Genomic DNA, 24,276 nt, shown 5'->3' with positions numbered 1-24,276 from the left:
CAGGCCTCAGGTGATGCGCCACCCGCGGTCGACGCACAGGTTGGTGCCCGAGACGCCCCGGTTCTCGAGCAGGAACACCGTGGCGCCCACGATGTCGGCCATCGTCGCCAGCTCGCCGCCGGGAGTGCGGGAGCGGTACCCGTCGAGTACGCCCTCGGGCTTGCCGGCCCAGAACGGGCTGTCGCCCACGATCCCGGGGTGCAGGCCGTTGACACGCATCGGCGCGAGCTCGAGCGCGAGACTGCGCACGAGGCCCTCGACGCCGCCGTTGATGGTCGACACCGTGGTCGACCCCGGATACGGTGCGTCCTTCGCGCGTCCGCCGAACAGCACGATGCCGGTGTCGACCGACTCTTCCATGCGACCGAGCAGCGTGTGGACCACCTGGGTGTAGCCGACGAGCTTGAGGGTGACGAGCCGGGTCGCGCGAGCGACGTCGTACTCGCGAACGGTGTTGGCGTGGCGTTCGATCGCGGCGAGCACGAGGCCGTGCACGGGGCCGATGGGTGCGAGGCGCTCGGCGATCGTCTCGGGCTCCGAGATGTCGACCGCCACCCCGGTCGCCCGATCGCCGATCGACGCGGCGACCTCGTTCGCGCGCGCCTGATCCCGGCCGGTGAGGACGACGCGGTCGCCCCGGGCGACGACCGCCTTCGCGATCTCGAGCCCGATCCCCGAGGTCCCGCCGACGACGACGGTCGTGCGCTCGCTCATGCCCGCTCCTCCAGCCGCTCGGTCAGGTAGTCCCAGTCCCGCCGGAAGCGGTACGCGTGCCGCGCCGGCATCTGCGGGGACTGCGTCTCGAGCCAGCGCACCGGAGCACCCGTGGCCTGGAACGAGTGGACGCAGCCGACCCCGGCCCAGGCGACGTCGCGCGGCCCGAGGCGGAACGTCTCCCCGTCGAACGTCGCGTCGACCTCGCCATCGAGGATCAGGTAGGCCTCCTCGAGCGGGTGATCGTGAGGTCCTGCCTTGCCGTCGGGCTCGTACTGCACCATGAACATCGTCGAGAGCACCGAGCCGAGGTCGGAGTCCACCATCATCTTGAGCGAGATGCCGCTGTAGACGAGCAGTGCGGTGCGCATGCTCGCCGACTGGGCGAGCAGTTCCTGCGACTGACGCCGCGGGTCCATCTGGTCGGTCGAGATCGCGCCGAAGGCGCGGGTGCGCGGGTCGCGCGGGTCGACGCGAATCGGATCGCCCGGCACGATCCCCGCGACCCGATACGTGTCCGATCCGTACCGTTGCCGGGGCGGCGGCGCGAAGATGTCCGCCCACTCCGCCCCGGCCTCGCCGATCGACTGCCACGCATGCGGCATGCCCACCGGAATCACGCCGTAGTCGCCCGCGACGAGGTGCACGGTCGTCTCAGCCGTCGTCAGCACCACTTCGCCGTCGAGGATGTGGAAGGACTCCTCGAACGAGTGCACGTGCGCCGGCACCCGTCCTCCTGACGCCAGTCGCGTGACGCCGAAGTCCGTGTGCGAAGCCCCGTCCTCGAACCCCACCGCGCGCCACCGCGTCAGTCCGATCGACCCCGGCGCCAGGCCACCCGGCTCGTCGTAGACGGCAGAGGCTGATCGACGGACCACATAGCGAGCATTCACGGATGCCTCCACGACATGAACATCGACGTTCAGTTGCAGTGAACATTCCATCCGTGTGCATGAAAAATGTCAAGCATGGACGGCGCGCAAGGCCGCGAGCCGGAGGCGGCGAGCAGCGCTACTGCACGATCGACAGCCCCGTGGCATCCGCCGCCTGCTGCATCGACCCGGCGTCGGTCACGTCGAGGCCGGCGCCCTCCATCAGCGCGGTGGCCTGGGCGGAGCGGTTGCCCGACTTGCAGTAGACGACGTAGTCGCCCTCCGCGTCGAGTGCGGGGATCTCGGCGGCGAGCTCGCCCGAGGTGAGGTCGACGTTGACCGCTCCCTCGAGGTGGCCGGCGGCGTACTCGGCGGGCGTCCGCACGTCGACGACGACGGCGTCGGCGCCGAGCTCGATGGGCTCGGTCGACGCGCAGCCGGTGAGGGCGAGTGCGGTCGCACCGGCGGCGGCGACGAGGGCGGCTCGGATGCCGCGGACGCGACGGACGGGACGGGCGGAACGGGGCACCGGAGCGCCCGAGGAGCGGTGGATCGTGGTCTGCATGCGATGAATGATACCCCAGGGGTATCTTCTGGTAGAATCGACGCATGGCTTCCGTGAACATCACCCACGACACCATCGAGTCCACCATCACGGACAACGACATCGTGCTCCTCGACTTCTGGGCGGAATGGTGCGGCCCGTGCCGCATGTTCGGCCCGATCTTCGAGCGCGCCTCCGAGCAGCACGCCGACGTCGTCTTCGGAAAGGTCGACACCGAGGCCGAGCAGGCCCTCGCGGCCGGCTTCCGCATCACCTCCATCCCGACGCTCGTCGTGTTCCGCCAGGGCATCATCGTCTTCGCCCAGCCGGGCGCACTGAACGCCGCGCAGCTCGAGCAGGTCATCGAGGGCACCAAGGCGCTCGACATGGACGACGTGCGTCGCCAGCTCGCCGAGCAGCAGGCCGCTGCCGCACAGGCGTGAACCGCCTCGCCCGCTCGCTCGCCGCGCGCTCGTGCGCGGTGGGCCGCGGCGAACGCGTGCTCCGCGGCGTGATCGCGGTGTTCCTCGCCGCGTTCGCGGCATCCAACCTCGACAACCTCTGGTGCGCGATCCCGGCCGGGATCTGCGCGACGTTCCTCGCGATCGGCGCGATCACCGGATGGTGCCCGACCGACCTGCTCTCGCGTTCCGCCGCCGCGACCGAGCCGAACGTGCTCGGCTACCCCGAGGCGCGGCGCGAGTTGCTGGGCTGAAGGGCCCGGCTCGCGCCGCGGCCGGGCGTACGCTGGGCGCATGATGACGGACGAGCCGCTCATCGGCCCGGTCGAGGCACCCGACCTGCACGTGATGTCCTTCAACGTCCGGCGACGGATGCCGCGCAACCGTCCGGGCAGCCCCGACCGCTGGGCGACGCGGAAGCCCCTCGTGCGGCGACTCCTCGCCGCCGAGCGGCCGACCGTGCTCGGCGTCCAGGAGGCGCTCGACGAGCAGGTCGAGGTCGTCGGCCACGCGCTCGGCGGGACCCACCGCTGGGTGGGGACCGGGCGCGATCCCGGCGGTCACGGCGAGGCGTGCCCGGTCTACTACGACGCCGAACGACTCGAGCTCACGAACTGGCGACAGCTCGCACTCTCCGCGACGCCCGACGAGCACGGCTCGCGTTCGTGGGGCAACCTGACGCGCCGACTCGTCGTCTCCGCCGAGTTCACCGACCGTGAGACGGGCGGCCGGCTCCGCGTGCTCAACACGCACCTCGATCACCTCTCGCGCCGTTCCCGGCTGCAGTCGGCGCTGATGATCGCCGGCCTCGCGCACGCCGCGCAGCTCGACGAGCCCGATGCGGCCATCGTCGTCACCGGCGACTTCAACGCCGACGAGCGATCGGCCGTGCATCGTCGTCTCACGGGCGACGGCGTGCTCCGCGACGTCTGGGATGCCACCGCGGAACGGCTGACGCCCGAGTGGGGCACGTTCTCGAACTACGGTCCGCGCAGGCGCGGCGGACGCCGCATCGACCTGATCCTCGTCGGCGGGGCCGCCGAGGTCACGCACGCCGGCATCAACGCGACGAGGTTCGAGGGGCGCGCGGCATCCGACCACGAACCGGTGCAGGCGGTGCTGCGGCACCGATCGATCGACGCGGCGGCCACGGTCCGGACGAAGGAGGCAGGGTGATGCGGAGCATCTGGAGCGGACTCACGCGGCGCGCCGAGGGCCCCGGCGAGATCGCCGCCGACGTGCTGCGCCTCATCGCGCTGATCTGCATCCCGATCGCCGGCATCGGGTGGGGTCCGCTCGGGCTCGTCAGCCTCACGTTCGTGTCCGCGGCGATGGTCCTTCCCCGCGTCCTGCACGTGCGCCCCGCGCTCGACATCTCGTTCGGCGTCATCGCGCTCGTCTCCGTCTGGAGCAGCGTGACCGACCTCTACGTGAGCGTCCGCTGGTGGGACATCCCGATGCACTTCCTCATGAACGGGCTCGCCGCCGTCATCGCAGTGCTCCTGTTCGTGCGCCTGCGCCTCATCGCCGATCCGCAGCGGCTGCCCCGACCCGTGCTCGCCGCCGTGCTCGTCACGACGGCCTTCGGCTTCGGGCTCGCGGTGATCTGGGAGGTCTTCGAGTGGTTCGGCAAGAACTTCATCGACGACGACATCTACGTCGACTACCGCGACACGATCGGCGACCTGGTCTGGGGCGGGCTCGGCTCCGCGCTCGGCGGGCTCGCGCTGCCGGTGCTCGCGCCGAAGCGGCAGCCGCAGGCGGCCACGGTCCAGAAGGCGTGACGCGCGACGGCGTCACGCGCCGATCGTCACCGCCGGCCGGGACGCCCAGTCGCGCACGAGCTCCTCGCGCACGGTGACCCCCGTGCCCGCGGCATCCGGCACCCTGATCTGACCGCGGTGCTCGCCCGTGCCGAGCACGAACGGCTCGGTGAGGTCGTCCGCGAAGTACCGGCCCGAGGCCGACGTGTCGCCCGGTAGCACGAAGCCCGGCAGCGCGGCGATCGCGACGTTCGCCGCGCGGCCGACGCCCGTCTCGAGCATGCCGCCGCACCACACGGGCACTTCGCGGGCCCGGCACGCGTCGTGCACGCGCAGCGCCTCGAGGAACCCGCCCATGCGGCCGGGCTTGATGTTCACGATGCTCGTCGCGCCGCGCTCGATCGCGTCGACCGCGGTCGTGACGTCGAGGATCGACTCGTCGAGGCACACGGGGGTCTCGGCGGCCTGCGCGAGGGCCACGTGTGTCGCGAGGTCCTCCTCGGCGAAGGGCTGCTCGATGAGGAGCAGGTCGAACGGGTCGAGGCTCGCGAGCAGCGGGATGTCGTCGGACGTGTACGCCGTGTTCGCGTCGACCTGCAGCATGGCCTCGCGGCCGATGAGCTCGCGCACCGCGGCGACCGGCACGAGGTCCCACCCGGGCTTGATCTTCAGCTTGATCCGCCGATACCCCTCCTCGACGTAGCCGGTCACCTCGTCGAGGAGTTCCTCGAGGGTCGGCGCGATGCCGACCGACACCCCGCAGTCGACCCAGTCGCGCACCGCGCCGAAGCACTCACCCATCGAACGCCCCTGCGCGCGAAGCTCGGCATCGAGCACGGCCGCCTCGAGCGCACCCTTCGCCATGCGGTGGCCGGCGACGAACGCCAGGTTCGGGGCGACGGATGCCGCGAGCGGCACGCTCGCGATCGACGCGGCCGCACCTCCGCTCGTGCCCGCCGCGGCCGTGCCGCCGACCCGCTGCTCGCGGTCGTCGACCCAGATGCCGGTCGCGTGCGCGGGATCCTCGATGAGCACACCGCTCACGTGCCCGTCGTCGACGACGAGCGGCGCCGGCGCGCGCAGCAGCGCGGGCGCGAGGTAGCGCTCGATGACGGATGCCGCGCCGTCGACGTACTCGCCCGAGTAGAACGGGTCGCGGCCGGCCACGCACTCGCCCCAGCCGTCGCCCCGGTCGGTGCGGACGTGCACGAGCAGCACCTCGCGAGCCGTCTCGCGGCCGAACGAGGTCTCGAAGGGTCGGACGAGCGGCACCTCGAGCCGGTGCAGCTCGATCGCCTCGATCGTGGGAGTGGTCGTCGTCATCGGGCCTCCGTTCGATGGGCGGTCGAGTCAAGTGTGGCGCACTCCGGGGGATCGGAGGCGGCCGGATCATCGCACCGCCGCCCGCTCCTCCCGCCACCAGGCCGCCGCGGCCGTTCGCGAGCGAACGCCCAGTTTGCGGTAGATGTTCGCCAGGTGACGGTCGACCGTCTTCGCGCTGATGAAGAGCTGCTGGGCGATGTCGCGGGTGCTCGCACCGCGAGCGACGCGTTCGAGCACCTCGCGCTCGCGGGGAGTGAGCGGTCCGTCGTCGCGGTCGGTCCATCGCGGGACCTCGAGGTCAGCACGGGCACCGAGGCGCTCGAACAGACCGGCGGCCTCGGCCCTGAGGTGCTCGGCCTGTCCGACGTCCCCGCCTCGCTCGTAGGCCGCGGCGAGCCAGGCGAGGACCCGCGCGTGCTCGCAGCGCAGACCGAGCCGACGGAAGTAGGCGTCGGCGGCCTGCAGTGCGGCGACGGATGCCGTGGCGTCGCCGTCCGCGAGCGCGAGCATGCCGTCCGCGTGATCGGCCCACGCGCGGAACCCGGGACTCGCGTACTCGCGCGCGACCTCGTGCAGTTCGTCGCGCAACGCCGCGGCTTCGGCCATGCGGCCGTTGGCCAGCGCGACCTCGACCGCGGCGCGCAGCAGCCGTGATCGACCCAGTCGATCCCTCGCATCGAGGGCGGTCGTCACGAGGTGCCAGGCGCGCGCGCGATCGCCCGCCTGCAATTCGAGGTACGCCGCGCCGGGCATCGGATCGACGCCGAACTCGCCCGCGATCCGGTACGCCTGACGTGCCCCGGCGGCGTCCCCTCGCAGGCGCCGGAGCTCTCCCAGCTGGTACCAGCCTTCGCCGGCGACCCACGGATTCACGTGCGCGAGCCGTTCGCACACGTCGGCCAGCGCGTCTTCGACGTCCTCCCAGTCCCCGGCGGCGGATCGCAACTCGAGCCGGTGGACCCTGCAGACGCCCGCGTAGATCGCATCGCTGCCGAGGTCGTGGCACCACTGCTCGGTCGCGCGCGTCCAGTCGGTCATGCGGCGGTAGTCCGCGAGCTCGTGGCAGAGGTCGATCGTGTTGCAGAACACCTCGCCGCCCCACTCCGGCTCGACCTCCTCGGCGAGCACCCGGAGCATCGCCTCGTCGAGTTGCGCGAAGCCTCGTGCGGTCTGTCCGGCGCGCACGTCGAAGACGCCCGAGACGGCGAGGTTCAGCGTCACGACCGCGGGATCGGGCAGCCGTCGCGCGAGGTCCCGCAGCCGCTCGATGCCGTCCGCGGACCACTCGTCCGATCCCTCCAGCATCGCGAACGTCAGCTCGAGGGTGATGAGGTAGGCGTGCAGGACGCCCTCGGGACGGCCGTCCAGCAACGTCTGCGCCCGGCGCATCCACGCCGCACCGACCGTCAGGTCCCCCGTGATCTGACGCAGCAGCGCGACGCGCAGGGCGGTCGCCGTCGCATCGTCCACGCGGCCGGCGTCGCGGAACCCGACGAACGCCTCCTCGGCGCGCGCCATGCTCTCCGTCATCCGGGCGAGCCACCAGGCGCTTCGGCTCCAGCTGGCGAGATCGTCGGGCCCCAAGTGTCGGATGGCGTGCTCGTGCTCGAACCCGGAGATCGCGGCCTGCCAATCCCGGTTCGCGTACGCCCGTCGGGCATCGTCCAGCCCGTGGCGCCCCTCAGGCATGCCTGCATGGTACTCCCGGGCGTGATCGTCACACGCAGACCGGATCCGCGTTCGCCGCGCGGCTGCCCCGGATGGAACGGGATCAGCGCGCGCCGCTGCCCGGCTGCCGGTCGGGGTCGTCGGCGGTGAACACGTAGTCGCCGGCGGCATCGAGTTCGGGCCGCAGCCGTCCGTCGGCGAGCGCGGCGAAGGCGTCGCGTGAGGCGTCTCGCAGGGCTGCCGCCGTCTCGCGATCGGCCGCCCGGACAGCCTCGAAGTCGGCCACGAGCGGCAGGCCGCCCTCGGCGTGCCAGGCCGGCTGCGGCATCCGCTCGAGGGCCCGGGCCACCCGTTGCGAGGACAGCCGCCAGCGCACCTCGAACCGGTCGCTGCGGTCGCCGCCCGAGATGGCGTCGCGCAGCTCGCCGTAGAAGTCGGGGCGGTACGCCGCGACCTCGGCGCCCAGGCGGACGAGGTTCATGCGCGCGTTGCGGCGGATGAGCGGATCGTACGTCCACCGGATCTCGTCGACACCGTGGTCGAGGCAGATCGCCCGCTGGCGGAGCTTCAGCGCGACGCCGATGCCGCGGCCGCGTGCGGCGGGGTCGACGGCGTTCATGTGGGAGTGCACGTGCAGCCCGCCCTCCCACCCGAGGAAGCCGAGCGCCGCGCCGAGCGGCGGGTGGGCCGGGTCGGCGAGTTCGCCCGCGGCATCCGCACGGCCCGGAGCGGGAAGAGCGACGAGCACCGTGTTGCCGGCGTGCGCGATCGCCTTCAGCGACGCCAGGTCGACCGAGCGACCGACGCCCCACGTCGCGTCGAAGCGCGCGAGGACGCCCGCGAGCTCGTCGGGCAGCGCTTCGCGGGTGACGACGCCGGCGCGACGGTCCTCCTCGTCGGCGAGTTCGTGCGCGCGGGCGAGGGTCGCGGCATCCGTCATGGTCGGGACCCTACCGGGTGCCGGCGTCGGGCGGGCGCGGATCAGCGGGCCAGGCGGTCCTCCATGCCCCAGGGCTGGCCGTAGCCGCCGTCGGCCTCGGCGCGGGCCATGAGCTCGAGGAAGGGCTGCGCGTCGAACGCCTCCGGGCCGAGCACGCCGCGGCCCGACCAGATGCCGGTCGCGAGCAGCTCGAGCGCGACGACCGGGTTCAGCGCGGTCTGCCAGACGACGCACTGCGCCTCGTACTCGCGCATCGTCCACTCGTTGTCGCTCACGTGGTAGAGGTACACCTCGCGGGGCGCGCCATCCGTGCCGGTGCCCGTGACCCACAGGCCGGCGCAGGTCTTGCCGGTCATGCGGGGCCCGATCGTGGCGGGGTCGGGCAGGGCCGCGGCGACCACGTCGCGCGGGGCGACCTCGACGGGGCCGTTCGCGCTCCGCACGCGCACGGGCGTCGTCGAGTCGAGCCCGAGCAGGTGCAGCGTCTTCAGCACGTTGATGAACTCGTCGCCCAGGCCGTACTTGAACGTGACGCGCTTCGCGTCGACCCAGCGCGGCATGAGGAGCACCTCCTCGTGCTCGACGTTCACGCACTCGACCGGGCCGATGCCCTCGGGGAACTCGAACACCTCGGGCTCGCTGAACGGCGGGGTCGTGAACCAGCCGCGCTCCTGCTCCCACACGACGGGCGGGTTCAGGCACTCCTCGATCGTGGTCCAGATCGAGAACGAGGGCGCGAAGATCTCGTTGCCCTCCTCGTCGCGGACGACGAGGTTCGCGCCGTCGCGCGTGCCGAGCTCGTCGATCTCGCTGAAGAGGTGGTCGGCGGCATAGCGCGCGAACACGTCGGAGAGCCCGGGCTCGACGCCCATGCCGACGAGCGCGAGCCGGCCGGCCTGCTCCCAGTCGCCGGCCTGTGCGAACTGGTCGTCGCCGAGCTTCACGCCGGTCTCGGCGTACGGCTCGGTCGGGTGCGGCTCCGACAGGCTCATCGCCATGTCGAGGTAGTCGGCGCCCGCGGCGAGCGCCCCCGAGAAGATCGACGGCACGAACTTCGGCTCGACGGCGTTCATGACGTGGGTGGCCCTGTGGGCGCGGGCGACGGATGCCACGACCTCCGGGTCGCTCGCATCGACCTGCGCCGTGGCGAACCGGGCCGCCACGGCCTCGCCGTGCTTCGCGGCGATCCAGTCGACCGTGCGGCGGGCGCGGGACTCGTCGTAGTCACTCACGACGATGAGCTCGTAGAAGTCGCGGCGGGCGGCGATCTTGGCGATGGCATCGCCGACGCCCCCCGCACCGATGAGGAGGATTCGCATGCTGGGTACGGTAGCCGGGATCATCCCAATTGTCCAGTTGGATAATTGTGCGGGGAGTCTACCGACGGGCTCAGCAGAACCCCGCGATGCCCTCCCACGCGGCCGCGGGGCTCGCGACGCCCTCGCGGACGACCGCCGCCTCGATGAGCCCGTAGGGCCGGTCGGCGGCGTGGAACACCTCGTTCGGGTTGTCGAGCCCGAAGGGCGAGAGGTCGACCACGAAGTGGTGGTTGTTCGGCATCGAGAAGCGGATCTCCGCGATGTCGTCGTGCGCCTCGAGCACGCGCCGCCCCATCGCGAAGAGCGTGGCCTGCAGCCCCGGCGAGTACCCCTCGGCGAACGCCTCCAGAACCATTGCCCGAACGCTCGCGAACCGCGCATCGAAGTCCACGTCGGCGCGTGCGTAGCGCCAGCGGGCCGAGACATCCGTCGCGAGGATGCGGTCGTGGGTCTCGGCGAGGGTCGTGTACCGGTCGTGCGGGTAGGCCTCGAAGCCCGAGCCGGTGGACTTCATGACCGTGAGGTCGCGCAGCCCGGCGATGACGTGCCGATCGGCGCCGTCCGCGACGACGACGGCGGTGCGCACCTCGTGACCCGACCGCACGAACGCGTGGTCGTGCGGGGCACCGTCGACCTCGATGCGCTGCCAGGCGAAGCGCTCGGCCGCCCACCGGCCGCCGGTGACCCATTCGAACGACGAGACGAAGTGGTCGGCCAGTCGCAGCAGGAACGCCTCGGGCGTGCCGATCCCGTCGCGCGCGAACGCGAAGATCGTGTTCTTCTGGGTGTCGGTCGGCACGACGTGCGCGTTGTCGCCCACGAGGTGGGCCGCCGCGAAGTCGCCGCGCAACTGCGAGGTCACGTTCAGGTCGTCGATCTCGTGCCGTGCGCTGTCCCGAGTGACCTTGACGACGCGCACCTCGGCCTTGCCGTACTGGTTGGGCCCGAGGACGATGGCGGGTTCGGACATGGTCAGCTCCCTCGATAGGTGGAGTAGGCGAACGGGCTGAGCAGCAGCGGCGCGTGCACGTGACGGCCGTCGTCGGCGACGTGGAAGGTCAGCACGACCTCGGGGTAGAAGGTCGGCGTGCCACGTGCCGCGAACCACGCCGCGGTGTCGAATCGCAGGCGGTAGTCGCCCGCGGGCAGGTCATCCGGGCCGATGCGGGAGACCCGGCCGTCGGCATCCGTCACCGCGGTGTCGAGCTCGCGCCATCCGTCACCGTCGTCGCCGCCGTCGCGCGCCGCGAGCGCGACGGCGACGCCCTCGGCGGGGCGGCCCGTCGTGGCGTCGAGCACGTGGGTCGTGATGCGCGACCGCGAGGGCGGGGCGTCATGGCTGCTCATCGGAGGAGTCCCTTCAGTCGGAGGACGGCGATCTGGCGGAGCTGCTCGGCGACGACCGGCTGCTCCTCGTCGGGCGTGTGCGCGAGGCGAACGGTCAGCGCGTCGAGGATCTCGCGCGACGAACGCCCGGCGGCGCGGATCAGGAAGACCCGCCCGAACTTCTGCTCGTAGGCGCGATTGCCCTCGGCGAGCGCGGCGGCGACCGCGGCGTCGGCGGGGTCGACGCCCGCCTGCTCGGCGCGCGACATCCGCGCCTCGGCACCCGCGCCCGACGGCCGCTCACCGATCCGCGGGTGGTGGGCGAGCGCGCCCTCGACCTCGGCGGGAGTGAACGGGCTCGCCGCGACCTCGGCACGTGCGAGCAGGTCGTCGACGGAGTCGTAGGGGCGGCCGTCTGCGAGTTCGGCGCACCAGCGGTCGACGTCGAGGCAGGGCCGGAGGAACCCGATCGCGTCATCGCGTTCTGCCTCGTTGAATCTCTCGAGCGTCATCGCGGCCCTCCATCCGGTCGTGTCCGGCGGAGCAGGCGCCCTCGGGCCACCGTTCCGTCGACCTCGCGCCCGGCGAGGTAGGTCGCCCGTACCACCCCGACGAGTTCGCGCCCGGCGTATGGCGTGATCGGGTGCCGATGGTGCAGCGCCGCGGCATCCACCGTGAACGCGTCGTCGGGCGCGAGGACCGCGAGGTCGGCGTCGGCGCCGGGGGCGATCGCACCCTTGCCGGCGCCGTCGAGGCCGACGAGGCGCGCGGGCGCCGCCGACATCCACTCCACGACCCGTTCGAGACGGATGCCGCGGCGGCGCGCCTCGGTCCAGACGACGGCCAGGCCGAGCTGGAGGGACGCGATCCCGCCCCACGCGACGGCGAAGTCGCCGTCGCCCGCGAACTTGACCGCGGGGGGCGCCGGCGAGTGGTCGGAGACGATCGTGTCGATCACCCCTTCCTCGAGTGCGCGCCAGAGCGCGTCGCGGTTCACCGCGCCGCGGATCGGCGGGCAGCACTTGAACGCCGTGGCGCCGTCGGGCACCTCCTCGGCGGTGAGCGCGAGGTAGTGCGGGCAGGTCTCCACCGTGAGCCGGACGCCGTCCGCCCGCGCGCGGGCGACCGCCTCGAGTGAGGCCGACGAGCTGAGGTGCAGGATGTGGGCGCGCGCGCCCGTGCGGCGGGCGGCGGCGATCACGGCCGCGATCGCCGCGCCCTCGGCCGCGTCGGGCCGGGAGGCGAGGAAGTCGGCGTACGCGCGGCTGTGCGGGTGCGGCGCAGCGTCGATGGCCGCGGCGTCCTCGGCGTGCACGATGACGAGCTGGTCGAGGTCGGCCCCGGCCTCGCTGCCCGCGGGGTCCGCGCCGCGCGACAGGGCGGTCATCGCCCGCTCCATCTCGTCGGGCGTGACGGGCGGGAACTCCGCGACGCCCGAGTCGATGAGGAAGCACTTGAACCCGAACACCCCCTCGTCGCCGAGCGGGAGCAGGTCGCCCAGGTTTCCCGGCACGATCCCGCCCCAGAATCCGACGTCGACGAACACGTGCCCGGTCGCCCTCGCCCGCTTCACGGCGAGCGCCGCGACCGAGGTCGTCGGCGGGATGCTGTTGAGCGGCATGTCGACGATCGTCGTGACCCCGCCCGCCGCCGCAGCGCGCGTGGCGCTCGCGAACCCCTCCCAGTCGGTGCGGCCCGGCTCGTTGACGTGCACGTGCGTGTCGACGAGTCCGGGGATGAGCACCTCGTCGTCGGCGAGGCGCACGCGGTGCGCCGCCCTGAGCGCGACGCCCGGCTCGGCGATCCGCGCGATGCGCCCGTCGAGCACGGCGACCTGGGCGGGCGCGAACGCGCCGTCGACGAGCACCCGGTCGCCCGCGAAGACGAGGTCGAACACGACGGATGCCTCTGCGCCCCCGATCGAGGAGGCGTCGCCCGGCGGCATCCGCTCGCCCATGCTCACCCGCCCGCCGGCCCGGTCAGCCGCACCTGCCGGTTGACGTCCTTGTACAGCAGGTACCGGAACGGTCCCGGCCCACCCGCGACGCACGCCTGCGGGCAGAACGCGCGGAGCCACATGAAGTCGCCCGCCTCGACCTCGACCCAGTCGCCGTTGAGGCGATAGACGCCCTTGCCCTCGAGCACGAAGAGCCCGTGCTCCATGACGTGCGTCTCGGCGAACGGGATCGAGCCGCCCGGCTGGAACGTGACGATGTTGACGTGCATGTCGTGCGCGAGGTCGTCGGGGTCCACGAACCGCGTGGTCGCCCACGCACCGTCGGTGTCGGGCATCGGCCGCGGTGCGACGTCGGCGTCGCTCGTGACGAAGGACGCGGGCGCCGGGATGCCGTCGACGGGCTCGTACGCCTTGCGGATCCAGTGGAACGAGGTGGGCGCGTCGCCGTCGTTCGCGATCGACCAGGTCTCGCCGGCCGCGAGGTACGCGTAGCCGCCGGGGCCGAGCGCGTGCCGTGCCCCGGCGAGGTCGAGGGCCAGCGAACCGGAGGTCACGAAGAGGACGCCCTCGACCCCGGCCTCCGCCTCGGGCCGTTCGGCTCCCCCGCCCGGCGCGATCTCGACGATGAGCTGCGCGAACGTGGTCGCGAATCCCGCGATCGGCCGCGCGATGATCCACGACCGCGTGCCCGTGAAGCCCGGCAGATTGCTCGTGACGATGTCGCGCAGCACCCCCTTCGGGATCACCGTGTACGCCTCGGTCACGATCGCGCGGTCGGTGAGCAGGTCGGTCTGCGCGGGCAGTCCGCCCGGCGGGGTGTAGTAGCTCATGGGACCTCCTCGTCCGTGGATGCCGGCCGCGGCATATGCGATGGGCGGCGGCACCCCTCAGCTCGTCATGCGCCTCGGGTTCGCCAGTGCGGCGAGTGCCGACGCGTCGAGCCCGGTGCCGGTCGCCACCTCCTCGACGGTGATCGCGCCGCACCGCACGCCCCGGAGGACGAAGCCGGCGAGCGCGCGCACCGTCGCGGGCTCATCGAGCACCGCGCCCGCCGTGCGGTCGTGCACGTGCCGGAGCCGTGCGGACGCCTCGGCCCAGCCGTCGCGGTAGTAGGCATAGGTCGCGAGGAACCGGGTGGGCAGCTGCGCCGGATGCAGGTCCCAGCCCTGCGGGAAGCCGTGCTCGAGCGAGCGCCGCACGAGCCGCGCGTGCAGCCGCCACGCCTCGTCGGCCCGGTCGCCGATCGGCAGCACGTTCGAGGACCCGTCGGAGAGCCGGATGCCGGTGCCGGCGACGGCGAGCTGCATGACCGCCTTGGCGTGGTCGGCGGACGGGTGCGCGAGCGACTGGTGCGGCGCGGCGATGCCGAGGGCCGCGGTGTAGTCGTAGGTGCCGAAGTGCAGCCCGCTCACGCGCCCCGACGCCGCGTGCGCGATGCGGGCGACCGGCGCGACGCCGTCGGCGCCGAGCACGACCTGCGGGGTCTCGACCTGCACCTCGAACCGCAGCCGGCCGTCGGGCAGGCCGTGCACGCGTTCGAGCTCGGCCGCGACCTCGGCCATCGCCTCGACCTGCGCGAGCGTCGAGACCTTCGGCATCGTCAGGGCGAGCCCGTCGGGCAGGTCGCCGTGCTCGACGAGGGCGGTGACGAACAGGTCGAGCGTGCGGATGCCTCGGCCCCGCGTCGCCGCCTCGAACGACTTGAACCGGATGCCGAGGTAGGGCGGCGCGGTGCCCGCTTCGAGCGCGGCCGCGACCTGCCCGGCCGCGCGCACGACGTCGGCGTCCTCGGCGTCGTCGCCGCGATCGCCGTAGCCGTCCTCGAAGTCGATGCGGAGGTCCTCGACGGGTTCGCGTTCGAGCTTGCGTTCCACGAGGGGCGCGATCGTCGCGGCGAGGTCGAACGGGATGCCGACGGCGATCGCGAGCGCCTCCACGCCCCCGGCCGAGTTCGCCGCGGCGAGCGCCGCCACGCCCCACACGGCCGGCAGGTCGTGGGTGACGGTGTCGCCGGGGACGTAGACCGTGTGCACCGGCTGGCGCGACCCGTCGTCGCCGGGATAGGCCGTCGCGAGCAGTCGATCCGTCCCGGCGAGCCGGTCGTCGATCGACGCCGACAGCGTGGGAGGCAGTGCGGTCCGCACGGTTCAGGCCAGCAGCTCGTAGGCGGGCAGCGTCAGGAAGTCGACGTACCGGTCGTCGAGGACGAGGTCGGCGACGAGGCGAGCGGCGGGCTCGTAGTGGGCGGCGTACGGCGCTGGGGGCGTCGCCGCACGCAGTGCCGCGACCTCCTCGTCGAGCACCTCGCGGACGAGCTCGCGCGTCATCGGGCGACCGGTGTCGGCGAGCACGACGTCGTGCTGCAGCTGCTGCCAGACCTGGGAGCGCGAGATCTCGGCCGTGGCGGCGTCCTCCATCAGGCTGTGCAGGGCGACCGCACCGCTGCCGGCGAGCCACGCCGCCGTGTAGGCGACGCCGACGGAGAGGTTCGTGCGCAGGCCCGCCTCGGTGACCGCCCCGCCCGTCGATGCGACGTCGAGCAGGTCGGCGGCCGTGACCTCGACCTCGGGGCGCTGCCGGTCGACCTGGTTCGGCCGGTCGCCCAGCACGCCGTCGAAGACCTCGCGGCACACCGGCACCAGGTCGGGGTGCGCGACCCAGGAGCCGTCGAACCCGTCGCCCGCCTCGCGGGTCTTGTCGGCACGGACCTTCTCGAATGCGACGGCGGTCGCCTCGGGGTCGGCGCGGTTCGGCACGAACGCGGCCATGCCGCCCATCGCGACGGCGCCCCGCCGGTGGCAGGTCTTCACGAGCAGCTCGGTGTAGGCGCGCATGAACGGCGCCGTCATGGCCACCGCAGCGCGGTCGGGGACGATGAACTCGGGGCCCGCATCGCGGAACACCTTGATGATGCTGAAGAGGTAGTCCCAGCGGCCGGCGTTGAGGCCTGACGCGTGCTCGCGGAGCTCGAAGAGGATCTCGTCCATCTCGAACGCGGCCGGGATGGTCTCGATGAGCACGGTGGCGCGGATCGTGCCGCGCGGGATGCCGAACCGCTCCTGTGCGAACACGAACACGTCGTTCCAGAGGCGCGCCTCGAGATGCCCCTCGAGCTTCGGGAGGTAGTAGTACGGACCGGCGCCGCCCTCGATGAGGAGCCGAGCGGTGTGCGCGAAGTGCAGGCCGAAGTCGACGAGCGACCCCGACGCCCGCTCGCCGTCGACGAGCACGTGCTTCTCGGGCAGGTGCCAACCGCGCGGGCGCGTGACCACGGTCGGCCGCCGGAGGTCATCGCGGAGCGCGTACGCCTTGCCCTCGGGCGAGGTCCAGGCGAGCGTGCCGCGGGCCGCGTCGCGCAGGTTGCGCACGCTGCCGACCACGTTCTCCCAGGTCGGGCTCGAGGCGTCCTCCAGGTCGGCGAGCCAGACTCGCGCCCCCGAGTTCAGCGCATTGATCGCCATCTTCGCCGGCGACGCCGGTCCGGTGATCTCGACGCGTCGGTCGGCGAGCCCGTCGGGCGGCGGCGGCACCCGCCAGTCGCCCTCACGCACCTCGCGGGTCTCCGCGAGGAAGTCGAGCGGCTCGCCGTGCGCGATGCGCTCCCGACGATCGCGGCGCGCCGCGAGGAGCTCCCGCCGTCGCGCGTCGAACCGGTGATGCAGGTCCTCGACGAACGCGAGCGCGTCCTCCGTGAGGATGTCGTCGCCGGCGACGCCGTCGGCGTGGACGATCTCGATGGTCATGCGGCTCTCGCTCCCTTCCGCTCCCTTGCGGGGTGGTTGCTCCAGGCCTCGCCCTCATCTTCGCGCAGAAGCGCGCGGGTCGGAACCGGCGCGCGCGCATGAGCGGAACCGGAACCCGGGCCTGCGCGCGGCGTAGACTCCGGTCAGAGGGAGCCAAGGCATGGACATCGTCGTCACCGTCAACGGCCGGCCGCGGGACGCCTCGGGCATCGCGGCCCACACCACCGCGCTCGACTGGCTCAGGTCGCTCGGGCTGACCGGCGCCAAGGAGGGCTGCGCCGAGGGCGAGTGCGGCGCCTGCGCCGTGCTGCTCGCCACGCCCGACAGCGACGGCGGCACAGAGTGGACGGCGGTGAACGCGTGCCTGATGCCCGCCGCGGCGCTCGACGGCCAGGAGGTCGTGACCGCCGAGGGCCTCGGCACCCCCGAACACATGCACCCGGTGCAGGCCGCGCTCGCGGAGGCCGGCGGCTCGCAGTGCGGCTACTGCACGCCCGGCTTCGCGTGCAGCATGGCGGCCGAGTTCTACCGGGCACGAGCGTCCAGGGGAACGAGCGACGGGGCGGATGCCGCGGCCTCCGTTCGCACCAGCGCCGACGGCGGCAACGGCGCCGCCGCCGGCGCCTCCGACGCGCACACGACCGAACCCTTCGACCTGCACGCGCTGAGCGGCAACCTCTGCCGGTGCACGGGGTACCGGCCGATCCGCGACGCCGCGCTCGGGATCGACACGACGCCGGCGGTGGGCGACGCGCTCGCCGAGCGACGCACGCGGCCCGCGCCCGCCGCCCGGGCGACCCGCCTCGCCGGCGACGGCGGCCGCTTCGTGCGGCCCGAGACCCTCGACGAGGCGCTCGCGCTGCTGCACGTCGAACCCGACGCGATCGCGATCGCGGGGTGCACCGACTGGGGCGTCGAGGCCAACCTGCGCGGTCGCCGCGCGCCCCTCGCGATCGCGATCGACCGGCTCGACGAACTCCGGGGCTTCGACGAGGACGACGCCGGCATCGACCTCGGCGCCGCGCTCACGCTCACCGAGGTCGAGCGGCGGCTCGCCGGGCGCGTGCCGCTGCTCGCGGCGCTCTTCCCGCAGTTCGCGTCGCCGCTCATCCGCAACCGGGCCACGCTCGGCGGCAACCTCGGCACCGCCTCCCCCATCGGCGACGCGCCGCCGGCGCTGCTCGCCCTCGAGGCACGGCTCGTGCTCGCCTCTCCCGACGGCGAGCGCGAGGTCGACCTCGCCGACTACTTCACGGGGTACCGCGAGACGGTCCGCCGCCCGGGCGAGCTGATCCGCACGATCCGGATCCCGCGGCCGACCGCGAACCTGACCGCGTTCCACAAGGTCGCCAAGCGCCGCTACGACGACATCTCGAGCGTCGCGGTCGCCTTCGCGATCGACCTCGACGAGGAGCGCGGCACCGTGGCATCCGCTCGCATCGGGCTCGGCGGCGTCGCGGCGACGCCGATCAGGGCGCGTGCGACCGAAGCCGCGCTCGTCGGGCGCGAGTGGACCGACGAGACCGTCCGGGAGGCGGCATCCGTGCTCGGCGGCGAGGGCACGCCGATGGACGACCATCGCGCGAGCGCCGCCTACCGCTCGGCCATGCTCGAGCGCTCGCTCCTCCGCCTGCATCGACGCTCGGCGCGCGAGGGGGTGCCCGCATGAGCGAGCTCAGCCATCGGCCCGCGGGCGCCGTCGCCGGCGCGCCCGTCGCGCACGAGAGCGCGCGGCTCCACGCGACCGGCACCGCTGTCTACACCGACGACCTCGCCGCCACCCGGCGCGACGTGCTCACCGCGTGGCCGGTGACCTCGACCCACGCCCACGCGCGCGTGCGGCTCGACGTCGCGCCCGCGCTCGAGGTGCCCGGCGTCGTGCACGTGCTCACCGCCGCCGACGTGCCGGGCGTGAACGACGCCGGCGCGAAGGGCGACGAGCCGCTCTTCCCCGACGAGGCGCAGTACCACGGGCACGCGCTCGTCTGGGTGCTCGGCGAGACCGCCGAGGCCGCGCGGCTCGGCGCGGCGGCCGTCGGCGTCGAGTACGACGAGCTCGCCTCGATCGTCACCGTCGAGGAGGCGATCGCGGCCGGGTCGTTCCAGGGCATCGCACCGACCGTGCGGCGCGGCGACACGGCATCCGCCCTCGCCTCGGCCCCACATGTGTTCGAGGGGGTCAGCGTCGTCGGCGGCCAGGAGCACTTCTACCTCGAGACGCACGCGTCGTTCGCGCACGTCGACTCCGAGGGGCAGGTGTTCATCGAGTCGAGCACGCAGCACCCGTCCGAGACGCAGGAGATCGTCGCGCACGTGCTCGGCGTGCCGAACCACCGCGTGACCGTGCAATCGCTGCGGCTCGGCGGCGGCTTCGGCGGCAAGGAGATGCAGCCGCACGGGCTCGCGGCCGTCGCGGCGCTCGGCGCCGTGCGCACCGGTCGCCCGGTGCGGCTGCGGCTGACCCGTGCGCAGGACATGACGATGACCGGCAAGCGGCACCCGTTCCACGCCACCTGGCGCGCGGGCTTCGCCGACGACGGGCGCATCCTCGCCCTCGAGGCGACGCTCACCTCGAACGGCGGCTGGAGCCTCGACCTCTCCGACCCCGTGCTCGGGCGCGCGCTCTGCCACGTCGACAACGCGTACTGGATCCCCGACCTCGAGGTGCACGGGCGCATCGCGCGCACGAACATCACCTCGCAGACCGCGTTCCGGGGGTTCGGCGGCCCGCAGGGCATGTTCGTGATCGAGGACATCCTCGGGCGCGTCGCACCGCTCCTCGGCATCGACCCCGCCGAGCTCCGCGAGCGCAACCTGTACCGACCCGGACAGACGACGCCCTACGGCATGGAGGTGCGGCACGCCGAGCGCATCGGCGCCGCCTGGTCGCAGGTGCTCGAGGGGTCGGAGTTCGCCCGCCGCCGCGACGAGATCGCGGCCGCCAACGCCGCGGACCCCGACGTCAAGCGCGGCCTCGCGATCACGCCCGTGAAGTTCGGCATCTCGTTCACGTTCACCGCGTACAACCAGGCCGGCGCGCTCGTGCACGTCTACCGCGACGGCTCCGTGCTCGTGAACCACGGCGGCACCGAGCTCGGCCAAGGCTTGCACACGAAGATGCTGCAGGTCGCGGCCACCGCGCTCGGCGTGCCCCTCGCGCAGGTGCGCCTCGCGCCGACGCGCACCGACAAGGTGCCGAACACGTCGGCGACCGCGGCCTCCTCGGGCGCCGACCTCAACGGCGCGGCCGTCAAGGATGCGTGCGACCAGATCATCGCCCGCCTCCGGCCCGTCGCCGCGAACGTGCTCGGGATCGACCCGGCCGACGTGCGGTTCGAGGACGGCCGCGTGCACGGCGGCGACCCCGACGTCTCGGTGCTCTTCGGCGAGCTCGCGGCGACCGCGTACGCCGAGCGCGTGCAGCTCTTCGCCGCGGGCTACTACCGGACCGAGGGGCTCGGCTGGGACCCCGCGACCATGACGGGCACGCCGTTCAAGTACTTCGCGTGCGGCGTCGCCGCGAGCGAGGTCGAGGTCGACGGCTTCACGGGCGCGACCCGGCTGCGCCGCGTCGACATCGTGCACGACGTCGGCGACTCGCTCTCGCCGCTCATCGACCTCGGGCAGGTCGAGGGCGCGTTCATGCAGGGCGTCGGATGGCTCACCCTCGAGGAGCTGCGCTGGGACGACTCCGACGGCCCCGGCCGGGGCCGCCTGCTCACGCCATCGGCGAGCACCTACAAGCTGCCGAGCTTCTCCGAACTCCCGGACGATCTCAACGTGCACTTCCTCGAGCGCGCGCACGAGGATGGTGCGATCTACGGTTCCAAGGCCGTCGGCGAGCCGCCGTTCATGCTCGCGTTCAGCGTGCGCGAGGCGATCCGAGAGGCCGTCGCGGCATTCGGCCCGCCAGGGCACTCGGTCGAGCTCGCGGCGCCGTCGACGCCCGAGGCGGTGTTCTGGGCGATCGAGGCGGCGCGTGAGGCGGGCCGTGCCGTGACGCCGGTGTCGACGCGAGCGACGGATGCCGCGGGCGACTCGGTCGCGACCGATGCGGGCGCCGTGGGCGCCGTGGGCGCCTTGGCCGGTGGGCCGACGGATGCCGCCTCCCGTGCCGCACACGCCGGGCACGCGAGCGCCGAGCGCTGACGGACGGGTGCCGATGGACTGGGTCGAGGCCGTGCAGCGCCTGCGGGCCGCGCGCACGCCGGCCGTGCTCGTGACGCTCGCGATGGTGCGCGGCCACGCGCCGCGCAACGGCGGGGCGAAGATGGTCGTCGCCCCGTCCGAGGTCGTCGGGACCGTCGGCGGCGGCAACCTCGAGCAGACCGCGCTCGCGCGGGCGCACGAGATGCTCGGTGCGGGCGCCGCGGAGCCCGAACTGCTGACACTCACGCTGAGCGACCGGGCCGCGGCCGACTACGGCGTGCAGTGCTGCGGAGGAGAGGTCACGATGCTGCTGGAACCCCTGCCGGTCGTGCCGGCGGTCGCGATCTTCGGCCTCGGGCACGTCGGGCTCGAGCTCGCGCGGATCCTCGCGCGGCATCCGATCGAGCTCGACCTCGTCGACTCGCGCGAGGCCATGCTCTCGTCGGATCGCGTCGGCGAACCCGGCGCCTCGGGGCCGTTCGCGGACGCCGTCGCCACGATCCGGGTCCACCACCTGCGCGTCCCCGAGGCGGCACTCGCCGAGCTGCCGTCGGGAGCGCACGTGCTCGTCATGACGCACGACCACGCCGAGGACCTCGCGATCTGCGACACCGCCCTACGCACCCCCGGCCTCGCGTCGATCGGCCTCATCGGATCGCGCTCGAAGTGGGCGCGCTTCCGCACCCAGCTGGCCTCGGCGGGCCACGACGAGGCGGCGCTCCACCGCATCGAGACCCCGATCGGCATCGACGGCATCCGCTCGAAGGAGCCCGCGGCGATCGCCGTGAGCGTCGCCGCCGAGCTGCTGCAGCGCGTCGAGCAGGCCGCCCACGCAGGCCCTCAGCGCACCTGAGCGCCGCTGAATCGCGACGCCGCGTGATTGAGTCGCTCGGCTCGTCGGATGTCCGGAGTACCCCGCCGTCAGCTGCGCGACGCCCGTGCGCGTCGTTCGACCGTTCCGCGGGCCCAGCGCGACGCGCGCGAAGTCCATCGATCGCGCGCATCGGCTCCGCGCCCGTCGGTCTCGTTCCGAACCCAGGTGGAAAGGTGGACGCGGAATACCTTTCCACCCGCTCCGTGCACGAACGGGATTGCCCGCCCGACGCGAGACGGATCCGCACCGTGACGGCCTCGCGGCGACGCCGGCAGCCCGCCGGCAGCCCGCCGGGGGCGGCGTCTACGCGCGCGGGCGCGCGGGCGGGGTGACGTGCGACTGCGCGAACGCGCGGTTGTGCTCGGCGATGATCGCCGCGCGGGCGAGGCGCTCCCGCTCCATCCGCTGGGCGAACACCGTCCAGACGAGGAGTGCGGACCCCGCGCCGACGAGGGCGCCGCCGATCGTGTCGGTGATCCAGTGGGCGCCGAGGTAGGTGCGGCTGATCGCCATGAGCACGGTGTAGACGACGCCCCAGAACCACACCCAGCCGCGCGGCACGATGATCCCGATCGTCACCGCGATGGTCGCGGCGTTCGCGACGTGCCCCGAGGGGAACGAGCCGAAGTCGGAGAGCACGATGATGTCCTCGGGGCGGGCGCGCCCGAAGAGGTTCTTCAGCACCTGCACCACGAGGGCGCTGGCCGCCGATGCCGTGACGAAGTACAGCGCCGCCCAGGGCCGTCTGACGAGGAGCAGGATCACAGCGATCGTGATGGGCACGACGAAGACGCCGATGATCCCTCCGCCGAGCGCGTTCATGCCGAAGGCGAAGAGGTCGCCGATCGGCCCGCGCAGCGTGAAGATGTCCTCGGCCCACTCCTCGTCGATCTCGAAGACCGTCTCGGCTCGGAGCAGGATCACGATGCCGAGCACCACGGCGATGACCAGCGAGGCGATCCCCGCGGCGAACGGCACGAAGCGCCCGACGTGCTCGGTCCGCTGCTCCCTGGCACCGGGGTCCGGGCTGACATCCGGGGCGCTCACCGGACCGCGACCCTCGACCGTCGAGTCGCGGGCGGCGTCGGTACGGTCGGGTTCGCTCATGTCGACACGCTAGTCGCGACGGCGCAGGCCTCCTGTGCACCGCCGCCGCGTGGCCCGAAGCCCGCGTCGAACCGCACCCGTGGCCGTGAGACGAGCGGATGCCGCGGCCGGCATGCGGCACGCGGCATCCGCCCCTCGCATCTCAGTCGGTGAGCGCGGGCACCGTCTTCGGGCGCACCAGCAGCCACACCGAGGCGATCGCGACCACCGCTGCGCCGAGCATGAACGCGGCCATCGGCACGGCGCTGTCGACGCCGAACAGGCCGATGAGCGGCGAGATCACGCCCGCGAGGCCGAAGTTCAGCGCGCCGAGGAGCGACGCGGCGGTGCCGGCCTCGGCGCCGTGGTGCGCGAGCGCGAGCACCTGCACGGCGGGGAAGCTGAACCCGCACGCGGTGATGTAGATCCACAGCGGAATCGCGGTGCCCCAGAACCCGGCACCCGACGAGTCGAGCACGATGATCGCGATCGCCATCGCGGCGTGGACGATCGTGGCTCCCGCGAGCACGTACTGCGGTGGGATGGGCCCGCGGATCAGACGCGACGAGGTCTGCACGCCGATGATCACGCCGACGGAGTTGACCGCGAAGAGCAGGCCGTACTCCTGCGCGCTGAACGCGTAGACCTGCTGGAACAGGAACGACGAGGTCGTCAGGTACGCGAACAGCCCCGTGAAGGTCATGCCGCCGATGATCGCGGCGCCGAGGTAGATGCGATCGCGGAACAGCGCGCGGTACCGCTCGCGCATCGACGAGTGGCCGGCGACGTGGCGGCGCGACTCGGGCAGGGTCTCGACGATCAGGAACGCGACCGAGAGCACGACGAGGACGCCGTAGCCTGCGAGCACCCAGAACACGCCGCGCCAGTCCATGAAGGCGAGCAGCTGCGAGCCGATGACGGGCGCGAGCACGGGCGCGAGGCCGTTGACGAGCGCGAGGCGCGAGAGCATGCGCACGAGCGGCTTGCCGCCGAACAGGTCGCGCACCATCGCCATCGCGACCACGCCGCCGGCGGCGGCGCCGAAGCCCTGCATGAGGCGGAAGAAGGCGAGCCAGGCGATGTCGGGTGCGAGCGCGGCCGCGATCGACGCGGCGATGTGCAGCGCGGTCGCGAGGATGAGCGGCAGGCGGCGGCCGACCTTGTCGCTCCACGGGCCGACGATGAGCTGGCCGAGGCCGAAGCCGATCATGGTGCCGGTCAGCGTGATCTGCACCGCGGCAGGGCCCACGCCGAACTCGGACTCGAGCGCCGGGAACGCCGGCAGGTAGAGGTCGACCGTGAACGGGCCGAGCGCGGTGAGCGCTCCGAGCACCAGGACGTAGACCAGCCGCTGGCGGCGGCTGAGCAGGTCGCCGGGGTGGCGGGGAGCGGAGTAGTCGTCCGGTCGGACGATGGGGATGGAGGCGGTTGACATAGGCGGTTCCCGAGGCGTGCTGGAGTGCGGTCGTGCGGAGGCGGCTGCGCTGGCGCACGCCGTCGGGCGCCGGGCGAACAGGAACGGCGCCCCGTGGGGCGC

General features: G+C 73.0%; 23 protein-coding genes. 7 read left to right on the top strand and 16 right to left on the bottom strand.

Features of this window, described 5'->3' with window-relative positions; all coding sequences use genetic code 11:
- Nucleotides 1–6: 6 nt before the first annotated feature.
- The 3 genes from GJ743_RS14380 to GJ743_RS14370 form a co-directional block, all read right to left on the bottom strand.
- Nucleotides 7–714 (bottom strand): SDR family NAD(P)-dependent oxidoreductase, encoded by a 708-nt coding sequence (locus GJ743_RS14380; protein WP_155052596.1) that lies wholly within the window; start codon nt 712–714, stop codon nt 7–9.
- The gene (locus tag GJ743_RS14375; RefSeq protein ID WP_155052595.1) at nt 711–1,658 is read right to left on the bottom strand and encodes a cupin domain-containing protein; all 948 of its coding nucleotides are present in this window, start codon (nt 1,656–1,658) and stop codon (nt 711–713) included. The genes GJ743_RS14380 and GJ743_RS14375 overlap by 4 nt, the downstream gene beginning before the upstream one ends.
- A 67-nt stretch (nt 1,659–1,725) precedes the next feature.
- Entirely contained in the window at nt 1,726–2,151 is a 426-nt protein-coding gene (locus GJ743_RS14370) for a rhodanese-like domain-containing protein (RefSeq protein ID WP_155052594.1), read from the bottom strand.
- A 44-nt stretch (nt 2,152–2,195) separates the two neighbouring features.
- On the opposite strand from GJ743_RS14370, the gene trxA reads away from it, so the two are divergent.
- From trxA to GJ743_RS14350, 4 genes are read left to right on the top strand one after another with little or no spacing between them, the layout of a single operon-like run.
- Entirely contained in the window at nt 2,196–2,573 is a 378-nt protein-coding gene (trxA, locus tag GJ743_RS14365) for a thioredoxin (protein WP_155052593.1), read from the top strand.
- On the top strand, nt 2,570–2,845 hold the full coding sequence (locus tag GJ743_RS19705) for a YgaP family membrane protein (protein WP_155052592.1): 276 nt from the start codon (nt 2,570–2,572) through the stop codon (nt 2,843–2,845). The genes trxA and GJ743_RS19705 overlap by 4 nt, the downstream gene beginning before the upstream one ends.
- A 40-nt stretch (nt 2,846–2,885) precedes the next feature.
- Nucleotides 2,886–3,767, top strand: a complete 882-nt coding sequence (locus GJ743_RS14355) for an endonuclease/exonuclease/phosphatase family protein (protein WP_230386803.1) — start codon at nt 2,886–2,888, stop codon at nt 3,765–3,767.
- Nucleotides 3,767–4,375, top strand: coding sequence for a hypothetical protein (locus tag GJ743_RS14350; protein ID WP_155052591.1), 609 nt, complete (start codon nt 3,767–3,769; stop codon nt 4,373–4,375). The genes GJ743_RS14355 and GJ743_RS14350 overlap by 1 nt, the downstream gene beginning before the upstream one ends.
- Nucleotides 4,376–4,387: 12 nt before the next feature.
- Here the strand turns inward: GJ743_RS14350 and menC are convergent, their stop codons facing one another.
- The 11 genes from menC to aceB form a co-directional block, all read right to left on the bottom strand.
- Nucleotides 4,388–5,677, bottom strand: coding sequence for an o-succinylbenzoate synthase (menC, locus tag GJ743_RS19700; protein ID WP_230386802.1), 1,290 nt, complete (start codon nt 5,675–5,677; stop codon nt 4,388–4,390).
- 66 nt (nt 5,678–5,743) lie between these two features.
- Entirely contained in the window at nt 5,744–7,366 is a 1,623-nt protein-coding gene (locus tag GJ743_RS20225) for a LuxR C-terminal-related transcriptional regulator (RefSeq protein WP_328289207.1), read from the bottom strand.
- Between the two features lie 82 nt (nt 7,367–7,448).
- Nucleotides 7,449–8,285, bottom strand: a complete 837-nt coding sequence (locus GJ743_RS14335; RefSeq protein ID WP_155052590.1) for a hypothetical protein — start codon at nt 8,283–8,285, stop codon at nt 7,449–7,451.
- Between the two features lie 41 nt (nt 8,286–8,326).
- On the bottom strand, nt 8,327–9,604 hold the full coding sequence (locus GJ743_RS14330; protein ID WP_155052589.1) for a saccharopine dehydrogenase family protein: 1,278 nt from the start codon (nt 9,602–9,604) through the stop codon (nt 8,327–8,329).
- A gap of 70 nt (nt 9,605–9,674) precedes the next feature.
- Complete coding sequence (pucL, locus tag GJ743_RS14325) at nt 9,675–10,574, bottom strand: factor-independent urate hydroxylase (protein ID WP_155052588.1); 900 nt, start codon at nt 10,572–10,574, stop codon at nt 9,675–9,677.
- A 2-nt stretch (nt 10,575–10,576) separates the two neighbouring features.
- Nucleotides 10,577–10,951 carry a hydroxyisourate hydrolase gene (gene uraH / locus GJ743_RS14320; protein WP_155052587.1) on the bottom strand — a complete coding sequence of 125 codons (375 nt, stop codon included), beginning with the start codon at nt 10,949–10,951 and terminating at the stop codon, nt 10,577–10,579.
- On the bottom strand, nt 10,948–11,442 hold the full coding sequence (gene uraD, locus GJ743_RS14315; RefSeq protein ID WP_155052586.1) for a 2-oxo-4-hydroxy-4-carboxy-5-ureidoimidazoline decarboxylase: 495 nt from the start codon (nt 11,440–11,442) through the stop codon (nt 10,948–10,950). Before uraD ends, uraH begins: the two co-directional genes overlap by 4 nt.
- Nucleotides 11,439–12,875 (bottom strand): allantoinase AllB, encoded by a 1,437-nt coding sequence (gene allB, locus GJ743_RS14310; protein WP_155052723.1) that lies wholly within the window; start codon nt 12,873–12,875, stop codon nt 11,439–11,441. Before allB ends, uraD begins: the two co-directional genes overlap by 4 nt.
- A 14-nt stretch (nt 12,876–12,889) precedes the next feature.
- Nucleotides 12,890–13,717: a bifunctional allantoicase/(S)-ureidoglycine aminohydrolase gene (locus GJ743_RS14305; RefSeq protein ID WP_155052585.1), complete on the bottom strand. Its 828-nt coding sequence runs from the start codon at nt 13,715–13,717 to the stop codon at nt 12,890–12,892.
- A 57-nt stretch (nt 13,718–13,774) separates the two neighbouring features.
- Nucleotides 13,775–15,031: a DUF6986 family protein gene (locus tag GJ743_RS14300; RefSeq protein WP_328289206.1), complete on the bottom strand. Its 1,257-nt coding sequence runs from the start codon at nt 15,029–15,031 to the stop codon at nt 13,775–13,777.
- A gap of 3 nt (nt 15,032–15,034) precedes the next feature.
- On the bottom strand, nt 15,035–16,630 hold the full coding sequence (aceB, locus tag GJ743_RS14295; protein ID WP_155052584.1) for a malate synthase A: 1,596 nt from the start codon (nt 16,628–16,630) through the stop codon (nt 15,035–15,037).
- 160 nt (nt 16,631–16,790) lie between these two features.
- Between aceB and GJ743_RS14290 the strand changes: the two genes are divergently transcribed.
- From GJ743_RS14290 to xdhC, 3 genes are read left to right on the top strand one after another with little or no spacing between them, the layout of a single operon-like run.
- Nucleotides 16,791–18,299: a xanthine dehydrogenase small subunit gene (locus GJ743_RS14290; protein ID WP_155052583.1), complete on the top strand. Its 1,509-nt coding sequence runs from the start codon at nt 16,791–16,793 to the stop codon at nt 18,297–18,299.
- Nucleotides 18,296–20,779: a xanthine dehydrogenase molybdopterin binding subunit gene (xdhB, locus tag GJ743_RS14285; RefSeq protein WP_155052582.1), complete on the top strand. Its 2,484-nt coding sequence runs from the start codon at nt 18,296–18,298 to the stop codon at nt 20,777–20,779. Before GJ743_RS14290 ends, xdhB begins: the two co-directional genes overlap by 4 nt.
- Nucleotides 20,780–20,792: 13 nt before the next feature.
- Complete coding sequence (xdhC, locus tag GJ743_RS14280; protein ID WP_155052581.1) at nt 20,793–21,632, top strand: xanthine dehydrogenase accessory protein XdhC; 840 nt, start codon at nt 20,793–20,795, stop codon at nt 21,630–21,632.
- Between the two features lie 324 nt (nt 21,633–21,956).
- Here xdhC and GJ743_RS14275 read toward each other — a convergent pair whose 3' ends face one another.
- Entirely contained in the window at nt 21,957–22,760 is an 804-nt protein-coding gene (locus GJ743_RS14275) for a phosphatase PAP2 family protein (RefSeq protein WP_155052580.1), read from the bottom strand.
- Nucleotides 22,761–22,902: 142 nt separating this feature from the next.
- Nucleotides 22,903–24,174, bottom strand: a complete 1,272-nt coding sequence (locus GJ743_RS14270; protein ID WP_155052579.1) for a multidrug effflux MFS transporter — start codon at nt 24,172–24,174, stop codon at nt 22,903–22,905.
- Nucleotides 24,175–24,276 lie beyond the last annotated feature (102 nt).

It is taken from the genome of Agromyces bracchium (genome assembly GCF_009709675.1).
In the GTDB taxonomy this organism is placed as follows: domain Bacteria; phylum Actinomycetota; class Actinomycetes; order Actinomycetales; family Microbacteriaceae; genus Agromyces; species Agromyces bracchium.
Note: the sequence above shows the minus strand (reverse complement) of the source record. Positions and strands in the feature narration are given on the sequence as shown.